Genomic DNA, 12,515 nt, shown 5'->3' with positions numbered 1-12,515 from the left:
GGGGATCAGCGCGGTCGGACGCCGTTGACGACGTCCACGGGGGACTTCCCGGCCAGCACCGCCGCGAGCTTGTCGAACAGGCGGTTCCGCAGGTTGTGGTAGGCCTCCCAGGTCACCCCGGCGGTGTGCGGGGTGAGCAGCACGTCGTCGCGGCCGCGCAGCGGCGAGTCCGCGGGCAGCGGTTCTTCGGCGAAGACGTCGAGCGCGGCACCGGCGAGGTGGCCGGAGTCCAGCGCGCGGGCGAGTGCGGGCTCGTCGATCACGCCGCCGCGCCCGGCGTTGACCACGTAAGCGCCCGAGGGCATGGTCGCGAGCAGTTCGTCCCCGAGCAGTCCGCGGGTGGCGTCGTTGAGCGGCATGTGCAGGCTCAGCACGTCCGCCCGCGCCACGGCTTCCTCCAGCGCCACGTACTGGCGCCCGGGCTCCGACGGGAACGGGTCGTGCACGACGATCTCCGCGCCGAATCCGTCGAGCCGGCGGGCCACCGCGCGGCCGATGTTGCCGAAGCCGAGGATCGCGACCGTCAGCGCGCTGAGATCGCGGCCGCGCAGTCCTTCCGGGCCCCAGCCGCCCTGCTCGACCTTGCGATGTCCGGCCGCGTAGTGGCGCAGCAGGTGCAGCATCGCGCCCACGGTCCAGTCGGCGACGGCGTCGGCGTTGAAGCCCGGCAGGTTCGCCACCGGGATGCCGCGCTCGGCGGCGGCCACGTGGTCGACGCCGTCGAACCCGACCGCGACCGACTGGATCAGGCGGCAGTTCGGCATCGCGTCGAGCAGGGCCGCGTCGATCCGGCGTTCCTTCTCCAGCGGGGCCAGCACGATCGTGGCGGTGGCGAGCTCGGCGCGGTGGCCTGCGGGGTCGGCGTCCGGCCCGATCTCGGTGATCCGCAGGCCGGGGTGGTCGGGCAGGTGCTTGCGCAGCTCCGCCTCGGTGATGTCGTTCAGGTGGTAGAGGCTGACGATGTGCTCGCCCATGCGGGCCTGCTCCTCTCCTTCGGGGAGCGCGGCGGAGGTCACGCGGCGCTGGTCGGCACAGTCTCGGCGGAAACCCTGCCTCAGTCAACCGTTAACGAAATACAGTTAACGAAGTATGCTGGGGTCGTACCGATCCGGACGAAAGGATCCGCATGAGCGGCCAGCGCACGGTCATCACCGCGGTGACCACGCCCTTCCAGCCCGATGGCGACCTCGACCTGGCGGCGGCCAGACAGCTCTACCGGTTCGCGGGGCAGCACACCGGGCAACTGCTCGTCGGCGGCACCACCGGCGAGTTCCCGGCGCTGACCATCGACGAACGCATGTCGCTGCTGGACGCCGCGCTGGAGGTCGCCGGAGCGGAGGGAGTCATCGCGCACGTCGGCACGGCCGATGCCCACAACGCCGCGCAGCTGACCCGCGCGTCGGTGCGCGCGGGCGCGCGACGGCTGGCCGCGCTGACGCCGTACTACCTGCCCGCGACGCCCGAGGAGCTGCACGCCTACTTCGGGGCGGTCCGGGACGCCGCCGGGGACGCGGAGATCTTCGCCTACCTGTTCCCGGAGCGCACGGGGCTGGAGGTGTCGCCGGAACTGTGCGCCGAACTGGCCGCCGCGCACGGGCTCGCCGGGGTCAAGCTCAGCGGCGCCGCGTCCCGCCGGGTGCGCGAGCACGTCGCGGCGGCGCCGGAGGGCTTCGAGGTGTACTCCGGCAACGACCGCGAACTGGGCGGCGTCCTCGCCGCCGGCGGCGAGGGCACCGTCTCCGGATGCTCCGCGGCGCTCCCGGAACCGTTCCTGGAGCTGGCCGAAGCGATCCGGACCGGACGCGACACCGGCGAGGTGCAGCAGCGGGTCGACCGCGTGGTGGCCGCGCTCGGGCCGAGCATCGGGCGGATCAAGTGCGCGCAGCGGTTGCGCGGGCTGCCCGCCGGGGAGTCCCGGATGACCGTGGCCGACCCGGATGCCGAGACCGAGTCGTTGATCAAGGATCTGGTGGCCGAGAACGCGCGCTAACCTGGTGGCCGCCCTGCCGAAGATCCACCGGCGGGGCGGCACCGCAGCCCGAGCCTAGGAGTTGGTCGTGAGCTTCCCGTCCCTGGTGCAGCGGTCGCTGGGCGACCGGGTCGCGCACGAGCTGCGGGTCCGCATCATCGGCGGGGAGCTGCCGCGCGGCACCCGGCTGGTCGAGGACGTGCTCGCCGAGCAGTTCGACGTCAGCCGCGGCCCGATCCGCGACGCCTACCGGCAGCTGGAGGCCGAGGGGCTGCTGGAGTCGCGGCGGCGCGGCGTGTTCGTCACCGGGCTCACCGAGGACGACGTCGACGAGCTGTACATGCTGCGGGAGTCGCTGGAAACCCTCGCGATGTCGTTGGCGATGCGGCGGGCCGAGCCGGGCGGCTGGGACCGGGCGCAGGAGTGCGTGGACGAGATGGCCAACGCCGCGCAGCGCCGCGACGTGCGGACCTTCGCCCGCGCCGACCTCGAGTTCCACACCGAGCTCTACCGGCTGTCGGGGCACCGGCGGTTGCGGGCGGTGTGGGAGCAGTACCTGCCGACGATCGCCGTGGTGCTGGACGTGACCAACGCCCAGGACGTCGACCTGCACCCGGCCGCCGAAGCCCACGCCGACCTGCTGCGCCTGGCCCGCAACGGCCCGGAGGAGGAGGCGCTGACGAACCTGCGCGCCCACCTCCTCGGTGCCCGCAACCGCCTCCGCGCCGCGATCGGCACCACGCAGCGGTCCGCGACGGCGGACTGATCCGCCGCACGGCGGGCAGCGCCCGTCAGCGCGGCACCGCGGCGACCGCCTCGACCTCGACGGCCAGTTCGGGCGTCGCGAGCGCGGCCACCACCGCCAGGGACTGCGCGGGCCAGTCGCCGTCGGGGTACCAGTCGTCGAAGACCTCCCGCAGCGCCGACCGGAAGCCGTCGAGGTGTTCGGTGCCCGCGACGAGCGTGAAGAGCTTGACCACCGACCGCGGGCCTGCGCCGAGGGAGTCGAGCAGGACCGCGATGTTGGTGAAGGCCTGGCGCGTCTGGGCCTCGGCGTCCGGACCGGCCAGGGAGCCGTCCTCGCGCGCGCCGATCTGGCCGGACAGGAACACCACCCCGTGGTCGGCGGGGACCGAGGCCAGGTGGCTGTAGCGGCCGGCGGGCGCGGCGACACCGGAGGGGTTCCAGCGCTTGATCATCGTCGTCTCCTCGTGCTGGCGGACGTCCTGATCTTCGCAACCGCTCGAGTGCACCGGGCGTCGAACCCCGCAGCGCTCACTGAGCGGTCCATCCGCCGTCGACGGCGACGAGGGCGCCGGTCACGAACGCGGAGGCGTCGCAGACGAGGAAGGCGACGGCTTCGGCGACCTCCTCGGGCTTGCCGATCCGGCCGATCGGATGCGCGCTGCCGAAGGAGGCGAGCATCTCGCGCCCGTCGTCGACGACGCCCTCCATGATGTCGGTGTCGACGACGCCGGGGAGCACGGCGTTGGACCGGATGCCCTTGGGGCCGCCCTCGATCGCGAGCACCCGCGTGATCTGCGCCAGGGCGCCTTTCGACGCGGCATAGGCGGTCTGGGTCCGGAACGCCACGACCGACGAGACGGACGCGATCGAGACGATCGCACCGCCGCCTCCGGCCTCCATCGCGCGGAAGGCTTCGCGCGCCTGCACGAAGTTGCCGCGGGCGTTGACCCGCATGATCTCGTCGAAGTCGTCGACGGTGGTGTCGGTGACCGGCTTGTTCAGGGTGCGGCCCGCGTTGTTGACGAGGATGTCGAGCCGCCCGAACCGCTGGGTGGCCAGCCGCGTGGCGGCTCGTGCGATGTCCTCGTCGGCGACGTCGCCCACGAGCGCGGCGACGTCGTCCGGGTCGTCCGCCGCGAGTTCCTCGACGGCCTCGCGACGGTCGGTCACGACCAGCCGGGCGCCGCGCTCGCGCAGCAGCGCGGCGGTGGCCCGGCCGATTCCGCGCGCAGCGCCGGTGACGACGGCCACTCGGCCGGTGAGGTCCCAGGAAGCGGGGATGGTGTTCAAGGATTCCTCCTGCGTGCTCAGCGTTGGCGGGCCGGACGCACGACGATCTCGTTGACGTCGACGTCGTCGGGCTGGTCGAGGGCGTAGGAAACGGCTTCGGCGATGGCCTCGGGCGCGATCGCGTTCCTGCGGTAGGTGTGCATCGCCTCCGCCGCCCCGGGATCGGTGATGGAGTCCGCGAGCTCGGAGGTGACGACGCCGGGGGAGATGGTGGTGACCCGGATCGAGGGGTCGGTCTCCTGGCGCAGTCCCTCGGTGATCGCCCAGGCGGCGTACTTGGTGCCGGAGTACACGGCGCTGGTCGGCACGACCTGGTGGGCGCCGATGCTCGCGATCGTGACGAAGTGGCCCCCGCCCTGCGCGGTGAAGCGGGGCAGCGCGGCGGCGATCCCGTGCAGCAGTCCGCGCACGTTGACGTCGATCATCCGGTCCCACTCGTCCACCAGCAGGGAGTCCAGTCGCGACAACGGCATGACCCCGGCGTTGTTGACGAGGACGTCGACGCGCCCGAACCGGTCGCGGGCGGTCTCGACGAAGGCGGCGACGTCGTCCCGGTCGGTGACGTCGAGGCGCACGGGGTGGATGCCGCCGCCCGACGCGGCGGTGGCCTCCTCGGTGCGTTCCGCGAGCGCCCGCAGGCGGTCGGTTCGCCGGGCGCCGGCGACCACCTGGTGCCCGGCACCGGCCGAGCGGGCGGCGATCGCCTCGCCGATCCCGCTGCTGGCGCCGGTGACGAGGACGACTTTTCCCGTGACGGGAGCGTTGGCTGCTTCTCGGCTCATGTGCATGCCGACCACGCTGCCCCGCTCGGACGTGCCGTACGAGGGCGCCGTCCTCATGGGAGCGCCGCACCCACCAAGACCGGCGCCCGGCCGCCTACGATCGGGCTGTGATGCGCTCCGACCTCGGCGACTACCTCCGCGCGCGGCGAGCCCGGGTCGGCCCGGGCGAGGTGAACCTGCCCAGCACCGGGTACCGCCGGGTGCCGGGTCTGCGCCGCGAGGAGGTGGCGCTGCTCGCGGGGCTCAGCGTCGACTACTACGTCCGCCTCGAACAGGGGCGGGAACGCAGCCCGTCGGCGCAGGTGGTCGACGCTCTCGCGGCCGCGCTGCGGCTCGACGAGGACGGCCGCGGCCACCTGTTCCGGCTGGCCGGGCTCGGCCCGCGGGCACGGACCGCAGCCGTGCGCGACCGCGTCGACCCGAGCCTGCTGGAGCTCATGGACGCCTGGCCGGACAACCCGGCCATCGTCTACAACCGGGCCTACGACGTGCTGGCCTCGAACGCGATCGCGGACGCGCTCTTCCACGACTGGACCCACTCGCGCAACCTGATGCACGTGGTGTTCACCGACCCGGTCGCGCGGACGTTCTACCGGGACTGGAACGACGTCGCGCGCAACACCGTCGCGGGTTTCCGGCTCTGCCACGGCGAGGCGCCCGACGACCCCCGCGTGCGGCAGGTGCTCACCGAACTGCTCGACCAGAGCCCCGAGTTCGCCGAGCTGTGGGCCGGCCACGACGCTCGGGGCAAGGCGCTCGAGCGCAAACGCTTCGACCACCGCGCCGTCGGGCCGCTGACGCTGACCATGCAGACCTTCGACGTCCGGTCCAGCCCAGGCCAGGAACTCGTGGTCTACCACGCCGAACCGGCATCGGCGAGCAGCCGCGCGCTCGCCCTGCTCGGGTCGCTGGCCGCCACCTCACGTCAGCGGACCTGAACCCTTCGACCCACCTCGCGTGGTGGTGCGGGGGCGGGACCTCAGGCGTGGAACTGCTGCTCCGCGACGGTCCAGGCGCGGGCCTGGTCGCTGATGGTCACGCCGAGGCCGGGGCGCGGGGAGAGGTGCATCCGGCCGCCGGAGATCTCCAGGTGCTCGTCGAAGAGCGGGTCCAGCCACTCGAAGTGCTCCACCCACGGCTCGCGGGCGTAGGCGGCGGCGAGGTGGATGTGGATCTCCATGGCGAAGTGCGGTGCCAGTTGCAGGTTCCGGCTGTCGGCCAGCGCCATCACCTTGAGGAACTGGGTGATGCCCCCGACGCGCGGGGCGTCCGGCTGCACGATGTCGGCGCCGCCCGCGCGGATGAGCTCGGTGTGCTCGGCGACGCTGGTCAGCATCTCACCGGTGGCGATGGGGGTGTCGAAGTGCGACGCGAGCACGGCGTGGCCCTCGAAGTCGTGGGCGTCGAGCGGTTCCTCGATCCACACCAGGTCCAGCGGTTCCAGAGCGCGGCACATGCGTCGCGCGGTGGGCCGGTCCCACTGCTGGTTGGCGTCGACCATCAGGGCCACGCCGTCGCCGATCTTCTCGCGCACGGCGCGCACGCGGGCGAGGTCGGTGGCGTTGTCGGGATGGCCGACCTTGATCTTGATCCCGCCGATGCCGTTGTCCACCGACTCCGCGGCGCGGTCGAGGACTTCCCCGATGGGCGCGTGCAGGAAACCGCCGGAGGTGTTGTAGCAGCGAACCGAGTCGCGGTGGGCGCCGAGGAGCTTGGCCAGCGGCAGACCGGCGCGCTTGGCCTTGAGGTCCCACAGCGCGACGTCGAAGGCGGCGATCGCCTGCACCGACAACCCGCTGCGGCCCACCGACGCCCCCGCCCAGACGAGTTTGTCCCAGATCTTGGCGATGTCGCTGGGATCCTCACCGAGCAGCACCGGCGCGATCTCGCAGGCGTGCGCGTACTGGCCCGGACCGCCCGCGCGCTTGGAGTAGCTGAAGCCGACGCCTTCCAGCCCGCCTTCGGTGGTGATCTCGGCGAAGAGCATCGCCACCTCGGTCATCGGCTTCTGCCGCCCGGTGAGCACCTTGGCGTCGCTGATGGCGGTGGGCAGCGGCAGCGTCACCGAGGAGATCTCGACTCCGGTGATCCGGTCCGAAGTGGCCGGTCCTGCGGTGGTCATGGTTGGTCTCCGTTCAGTGATTTCGTTGCTGGGTCGGGAAAGTCGGTCACGGCTCGTCGAACTGGATGCGCCTGATCGTGCCCATCGCGGCGAGGCCGACCAGTGACAGCAGCCCGTGCGCGGCGACGAACCACAGCGCGGTGTTGAACGAACCGGTCGCCTGCACGGTGTAGCCGATGACGATCGGGGTCACGATGCCCGCCACGTTGCCGAACGCGTTCATCGTCGACCCGACGAAGCTGGTGGCCTGCGGCGGCGCGATGTCGGTGGTGATGGCCCAGCCGAGCGAGCCGAGTCCCTTGCCGAAGAAGGCCAGCGTCATGATCGCGATGATCAGCGGGCTGCTGTCGGTGAGGCTGCACAGCGCGATGCTGGTCGCCAGTCCCATGCCGATGACCGACGGCACCTTGCGGGCCGCGGTGAGCGAGTACCCGCGGCGCAGCATGGCGTCGGAGAAGAAGCCGCCCGCGAGGCCGCCTGCGAAGCCGCACAACGCGGGCAGCGCCGCGACGAAGCCGACCTCCAGCAGCGACAGCCCGCGGCCCTGCACGAGGTAGACCGGGAACCAGGTGATGAAGAAGTAGGTCAGCGCGTTCACGGCGTACTGCGAGACGTAGACGCCCCACAGCGCGCGGGTGGAGAAGATCTTCGCGATGGTCCGGCGGTCGAGGCGGGCGCGTTGCAGCTTCGGCGCGTCCGAGGTTCCGGTCTTCGGTGCGTCCAGGTCGACCAGTCCGCCGCCCGCGGTGATCGTCTCCAACTCGGCGGGCGTGACACGCGGGTGGTGCCGTGGCGAGTCCATCCACCGCAGCCACACCACGGCCAGCACCACGCCGAGCACGCCCAGCAGCACGAACACCCACCGCCAGCCGAACTGGTGCGTGACCCAGCCCATCACCGGCGCGAACAGGGCGGTGGCGAAGTACTGGGCGGAGTTGAACACCGCCGTCGCGCGCCCGCGTTCGGCGGTGGGGAACCACGCCGTGGCGACCCGCGCGTTCGCCGGGAAGGCGGGCGACTCGAAGACGCCCAGCAGGAGCCGGAGCACGAAGATGACGGTCACGGCCACCAGCACCGGTGTGGTGATCAGCCCGACCAGGCTGATCGCGGCGGTCACCAGGGTCCACAACCCGAGGATCAGGGCGTAGACGCGGCGGGCGCCGAAGCGGTCGAGCAGGATGCCGCCCGGGATCTGGCCGACGACGTAGGCCCAGCTGAACGCCGAGAAGATGTAGCCGAGCTGGACGCTGCTGAAACCGAGGTCCTCCTGCAGGCTGGTGCCGGTGATGGAGAGGCTGCTGCGGTCGGCGTAGTTGAGCGCGGTGATGATGAAGATCAGCGCCAGGACCAGGTAGCGGGTCGGGACGCGGCGGCCGGTGGTGGCCGGAGCCGCCGTCTGCCCGCCGCTGGAAGCCGTTGTGTTGTCAGACATCGTTGTCCTCCGGTCGCCCGCGGAGCACTGCGCGGTGACCAGGACATTAGGGCGGCTCGGCGATGCCGGTCCAAAACCAATCGGACATCAACCAATACCTTGAACGTATCGGAAGGTCTGGGCTCACCGGCCGTCAGCCCGTGCGACGCGCTGGAGCGCCGGGTCCGCGCGGTCGTGCGCGAACCCGGCGCTCCGGGGCGTTCTGGCGATGGTGCGTCAGTCGCGGGTGGCCAGTGCGGTGACCTCCTCCTCGGAAAGAGCGCGGTCGAAGACGCGGACGTCGTCGACGTCACCGCGCAGGAAGTCGACCTGCGCGCCGCCGTACTGGGCCCGACCGATCACCGTGCTGCCGGTGGATTCCGCCGCGATGCAGGCGTTCTTCGTGTCCGCGAGCCGCCCGTCGACGTAGAGCGAGACGGTGCCGTCCGCGGCGTCGCGCACCCCGGTCAGGTGGTACCAGCGCCCGGGTTCGGGCTTCTCCGGTGACAGTGCGCGCAGTCCGACGAAGCTCATCGCCCATCGCTGGTCGGCTCCGGAGTACTGCAGGAAGAACCCGCTGTTGGTGCCGCCGTCCTGGCTGGCGACCGTCTGGAACGCCCCGGTGGCCTCGTCGAGCTTGGCCCACGCCGAGACCGAGTAGCTGCCCGCGGTGTCGATCAGCGGCTGCCCGGTGTCGGCCTGCCCCGCTCCGGCGAAGGAGAGCCCGCCGCCGTCGACCCCGGGCACCCACTCGGTGCCGGTCAGCGCGGCGTCGGCGGAACCGACCGAGTCGGCCGCGGTCGCACCGGTGCCCTCGTCGAACTGGTAGCCGTGCACGCCCTGCAGGCCCGGCGTTCCCGGGGCCGGCGCGGGACCGCCGCTGCCGTCGGCGCTGCGCACGATCTCGTCGTTGATGGCGCGGACCCGCGCGAAGTCCATCTTCTCCACCTGGCGGTCGTAGGTGAAGAACCCGTTGACCTCGTGCTCGACGTCGGTGATCTGGGTGTAGATCGCACCGCTGATACCGCAGCGCTGCGCCGCGGTGAGCACGTCGCGCTGGTTCTCCACGTAGCGCCTGGTGAGGGTCTGCTCGTCCGGGGTCATCTCGTAGGCGTGGCCCTCGCCGAACCACATGTGCCCGTCGACCTCCAGACCGAACCCGCCGTGCTCGCCGTCGATGGAAACCCGGTCGCCCTCCGGGGAAGGCGTGGCCGGACCGACGTACTGGTGCCAGTCGATGACGTCGCCCTTGCCCGAGTCGCCGAGCGAGGCACAGCAGTTGACCCCGCTGTGCCCGTTGACCAGCCGGGTCGGGTCCTGGCGCTTGACGTCCTCGGCGATGCGGCCGGTGGCCTCGCGCGACCACTCGCCCCAGCCCTCGTTGAACGGCACCCAGCCGATGACCGAGGTCCAGTTCTTCTTCTGCTCCACCAGTTCGTGCAGTTCGGACTCGAACTGGCGCTGCGCGTCGACCGGCGGCCGCTCCTCGCCGGTCCGCATCGACGGCATGTCCTGCCAGACCAGCAGACCGAGCTCGTCGGCGTGGCGGTACCACCTGTCGGGTTCGGTCTTGATGTGCTTGCGCACGGTGTTGAAACCGAGCCTCTTGTGCTGCTCCAGGTCGAACCGCAGTGCTTCGTCGGTCGGGGCGGTGTAGATGCCGTCGGGCCAGTATCCCTGGTCCAGTGTGGACATCAGGAACAGGATCCTGCCGTTGAGCGTGATCCGCTGCTTGCCGTCGGCTCCCGGCGCCATGCCGATCTCGCGCATGCCGAAGTAGGACGACACCTGGTCCACCGGTCGCCCGCGGTCGGTGAGCACGACGTCGAGGTCGTAGAGGAACGGCGAGTCGGGCGACCACAGCTTGGCGCCGGGCACCGGGACGTCGATCTTGCCGCCCGCGACGCCCTGCGTCCGGCTGACGACCCTGCCGCCGTCCCTGACGGTGACCTCGGCCCGCAGCCCGGGGGCGCCGCCGGTGCGCACCGTCAGCCCGAGGGTGGAGGTGTCGATGTCGGGCACCATGTCCAGCACCTCTGCGTGGCCGCGCGTCGCCACCGGTTCCATCCAGACCGTCTGCCAGATGCCGGACGCGCCCTCGTAGAAGATGCCGCGGTCGGGAACCAGGCGCTGCTTGCCGACGGGCTGCCAGGTGGCGTCGGTGCGGTCCTCGACGCCGACGACGATCTCCTGCTCGCCCGACGGCTTCAGCGCGCCGGTGACGTCGGCGGAGAAGGCGCCGTAGCCGCCGCGGTGGGTGGCGACCTGCTTGCCGTTCACCCACACCACGGCCTGGTGGTCGACGGCGCCGAAATTGATCTTCAGCGAGTTGCCGCGGCCGACCTGCCAGTCCGGCGGCACGGTGAAGGTCCGCCGGTACCACATGCGGTCTTCGTGGCGCTGGATGCCGGAAAGCGCCGACTCGGTGGGGTAGGGAACCAGGATGCGTTCCGGGAGGCGCTGCCCGAAGGGCGGGGCCTGGCCGGCCTCGGCGCGGGCGAATTCCCAGGTGCCATTGAGGTTCTGCCACTTCGGGCGGGTCAGCTGCGGCCTCGGGTACTCCGGCAGCGCGTTGTCCGGTGAGACCTCGTCGGTCCACGGGGTCGTCAGGCGCGGCTCGGCCTGCTGCGGACCTTCGGCCGGCTGCGCCGTGGAAGGTACCGCCGCGGTGGCCAACAGCATCGCTGCCGCGACCGCGGTGGTCAGGAAGCCTCGGATCGTTCGCCGTCGAGTCGTCGGTGCTGGTGACATCGGTGTCGGACACCCTTCTCGAAGGGGACCGCGCCAGCGGGCGCTGGCGCCAGAGCGCCGGCCGGACGCACGAGCGGTGGGTCCCCCGGGCCGACGCGTTGTCAATTGACGATCCCTTTTCGGCGGATGTCAACGAACTCGATCAATTTCGATCAGACTTCAACACTAATGTCGTAGTTGTCCGGGTGCGCTGCTCATTTGATGCGTGATGTTGTTCGTTCTCGATCACAGTCGGCATGGCGGCGCGCCGCTGCCGCCGGCGGCGGACGTGGAGGCCGTGCGGGCCTTGGTGAGGTCCCGTTGCGCCGCGCGGGCTTCCGGGGCGCGGGGCGTCAGCGCGGCTGGTAGAGCGCGCTTCCCTTGACGTAGTCGTCGTAGGGGATGGTCCAGTCCGGGATGTCCCCGTCCTGCGGTGTCAGCGGACGGTCCGACCCGACGATCTCCACCGGGTCCCCGATCTGGACGAAGTCGAAGAACCACTTGCCGTTGGCGGGGGAGAGGTTGACGCACCCGTGCGAGACGTTGGCCCTGCCCTGCTGACCCACCGTCGCGGCGTTGACGTGCACGAACTCACCGTTGTTGGAGATCCGGACCGCGTGCGGCAGGACCTCGTCGTAGTAGCCGGGCTCGCCCTTGCGCGGACCTCCCCAGGTGTCCGAGCGCATCCGCGTGGAGGTGTGCTTCTCGAAGGCGACGTGGATGCCCGACTGGGTGGGGTAGACCTTCCGGCCGAAGGAGGCCGGGAGCTCGCGGATCTGCTGCCCGTCCTGGAATACGGTCACCACGTGCCGGTTGACGTCGCCGACCGCGCGCTGGTCGCGTCCGACGACGAAGCCGCTCTCGTGGTCGGCGGTCCCCATGACGCCACCGCCGGCGTCCACGCCGTACAGCCGCGCGCGCACGCGGACGCTGGTGCCGGGTTTCCAGAACTCCCTGGGGCGCCAGTTGACCTGTTCGTCGCTCATCCAGTGGAACGAGCCCTCGGTCGGCACCGACGGCTCGACCGACAGGCGGCTTTCGACGGCCGCCCGGTCCGCCACCGGCCTGCTGAAGTAGATCGAGACCGGCATGGCCACCCCGACGGTGTCACCGTCGGACGGCCGCGTCCGGTCGACGGTGAGCTCCTCCTTCGGGACGACCGTGCTGAACGTCGAGTTCAGCGGGACCGAGGGGACGCTCTCGGCGTTGTGGGCCACGGCCTGCACGCGGTAGGTCGTGCCGAAGGCCAGCGGCGCGGTCGTGGTCCAACGGCGGCCGTCGGGGTCCATCGCACCCGGCACCGGGGCGTTCTCGTGGGTGGTCACGGTGACCGAGCTGAGCGTGCCCTGGTGCGCGGTGACGACCAGCGGGCCGCTGGGCGCGACCTGGGTGGCGCCGTGCGGTATCGATGCGGTCACCGACGCCGGCGGCACCTCGGCGCAGGAAGCCAGCACGCAGGAGAGC

11 protein-coding genes are annotated in these 12,515 nt (G+C 71.5%); 3 read left to right on the top strand and 8 right to left on the bottom strand.

The genetic code is table 11. The features are described from left to right. Positions 1 to 5: 5 nt before the first annotated feature. A complete protein-coding gene (locus SACE_RS22335) occupies positions 6 to 1,016 on the bottom strand; it encodes a 2-hydroxyacid dehydrogenase (protein WP_009943519.1) in 1,011 nt (336 codons plus the stop codon). 110 nt (positions 1,017 to 1,126) lie between these two features. Here SACE_RS22335 and SACE_RS22330 point away from each other — a divergent pair, with 110 nt between their 5' ends. Then, positions 1,127 to 1,990, top strand: coding sequence for a dihydrodipicolinate synthase family protein (locus SACE_RS22330; protein WP_009943520.1), 864 nt, complete (start codon positions 1,127 to 1,129; stop codon positions 1,988 to 1,990). Positions 1,991 to 2,057: 67 nt separating this feature from the next. Then, positions 2,058 to 2,735: a GntR family transcriptional regulator gene (locus SACE_RS22325; protein WP_009943521.1), complete on the top strand. Its 678-nt coding sequence runs from the start codon at positions 2,058 to 2,060 to the stop codon at positions 2,733 to 2,735. 25 nt (positions 2,736 to 2,760) lie between these two features. Here SACE_RS22325 and SACE_RS22320 read toward each other — a convergent pair whose 3' ends face one another. The 3 genes from SACE_RS22320 to SACE_RS22310 all read right to left on the bottom strand — a co-directional run bounded on the left by SACE_RS22320 (position 2,761) and on the right by SACE_RS22310 (position 4,788). Then, positions 2,761 to 3,168 carry a RidA family protein gene (locus SACE_RS22320; RefSeq protein WP_009943522.1) on the bottom strand — a complete coding sequence of 136 codons (408 nt, stop codon included), beginning with the start codon at positions 3,166 to 3,168 and terminating at the stop codon, positions 2,761 to 2,763. Positions 3,169 to 3,244: 76 nt separating this feature from the next. After that, positions 3,245 to 4,006: an SDR family NAD(P)-dependent oxidoreductase gene (locus SACE_RS22315; protein ID WP_009943523.1), complete on the bottom strand. Its 762-nt coding sequence runs from the start codon at positions 4,004 to 4,006 to the stop codon at positions 3,245 to 3,247. Positions 4,007 to 4,023: 17 nt separating this feature from the next. Then, positions 4,024 to 4,788 (bottom strand): SDR family oxidoreductase, encoded by a 765-nt coding sequence (locus tag SACE_RS22310; protein WP_085982007.1) that lies wholly within the window; start codon positions 4,786 to 4,788, stop codon positions 4,024 to 4,026. Between the two features lie 110 nt (positions 4,789 to 4,898). On the opposite strand from SACE_RS22310, the gene SACE_RS22305 reads away from it, so the two are divergent. Then, positions 4,899 to 5,726, top strand: coding sequence for a helix-turn-helix transcriptional regulator (locus SACE_RS22305; RefSeq protein ID WP_011874394.1), 828 nt, complete (start codon positions 4,899 to 4,901; stop codon positions 5,724 to 5,726). Positions 5,727 to 5,767: 41 nt separating this feature from the next. Here the strand turns inward: SACE_RS22305 and SACE_RS22300 are convergent, their stop codons facing one another. From SACE_RS22300 to SACE_RS22285, 4 genes are all read right to left on the bottom strand, one after another. Continuing rightward, on the bottom strand, positions 5,768 to 6,910 hold the full coding sequence (locus SACE_RS22300; RefSeq protein ID WP_009943528.1) for an L-talarate/galactarate dehydratase: 1,143 nt from the start codon (positions 6,908 to 6,910) through the stop codon (positions 5,768 to 5,770). Positions 6,911 to 6,956: 46 nt separating this feature from the next. Beyond that, positions 6,957 to 8,342: an MFS transporter gene (locus SACE_RS22295; protein WP_009943529.1), complete on the bottom strand. Its 1,386-nt coding sequence runs from the start codon at positions 8,340 to 8,342 to the stop codon at positions 6,957 to 6,959. Between the two features lie 216 nt (positions 8,343 to 8,558). Beyond that, positions 8,559 to 11,003, bottom strand: a complete 2,445-nt coding sequence (locus tag SACE_RS22290) for a glycoside hydrolase family 2 (RefSeq protein WP_011874393.1) — start codon at positions 11,001 to 11,003, stop codon at positions 8,559 to 8,561. Positions 11,004 to 11,404: 401 nt separating this feature from the next. After that, the gene (locus SACE_RS22285) at positions 11,405 to 12,469 is read right to left on the bottom strand and encodes a L,D-transpeptidase (protein ID WP_231849728.1); all 1,065 of its coding nucleotides are present in this window, start codon (positions 12,467 to 12,469) and stop codon (positions 11,405 to 11,407) included. Positions 12,470 to 12,515 lie beyond the last annotated feature (46 nt).

The organism is Saccharopolyspora erythraea NRRL 2338 (genome assembly GCF_000062885.1).
GTDB lineage: Bacteria > Actinomycetota > Actinomycetes > Mycobacteriales > Pseudonocardiaceae > Saccharopolyspora_D > Saccharopolyspora_D erythraea.
Note: the sequence above shows the minus strand (reverse complement) of the source record. Positions and strands in the feature narration are given on the sequence as shown.

Bases quoted from the DNA above. Each gene is read 5' to 3' on its own strand.
- SACE_RS22295 (WP_009943529.1), bottom strand. From the start codon at position 8,342: ATGTCTGACAACACAACGGCTTCCAGCGGCGGGCAGACGGCGGCTCCG.
- SACE_RS22320 (WP_009943522.1), bottom strand. From the start codon at position 3,168: ATGATCAAGCGCTGGAACCCCTCCGGTGTCGCCGCGCCCGCCGGCCGC.
- SACE_RS22300 (WP_009943528.1), bottom strand. From the start codon at position 6,910: ATGACCACCGCAGGACCGGCCACTTCGGACCGGATCACCGGAGTCGAG.
- SACE_RS22330 (WP_009943520.1), top strand. From the start codon at position 1,127: ATGAGCGGCCAGCGCACGGTCATCACCGCGGTGACCACGCCCTTCCAG.
- SACE_RS22305 (WP_011874394.1), top strand. From the start codon at position 4,899: ATGCGCTCCGACCTCGGCGACTACCTCCGCGCGCGGCGAGCCCGGGTC.
- SACE_RS22310 (WP_085982007.1), bottom strand. From the start codon at position 4,788: ATGAGCCGAGAAGCAGCCAACGCTCCCGTCACGGGAAAAGTCGTCCTC.
- SACE_RS22290 (WP_011874393.1), bottom strand. From the start codon at position 11,003: ATGCTGTTGGCCACCGCGGCGGTACCTTCCACGGCGCAGCCGGCCGAA.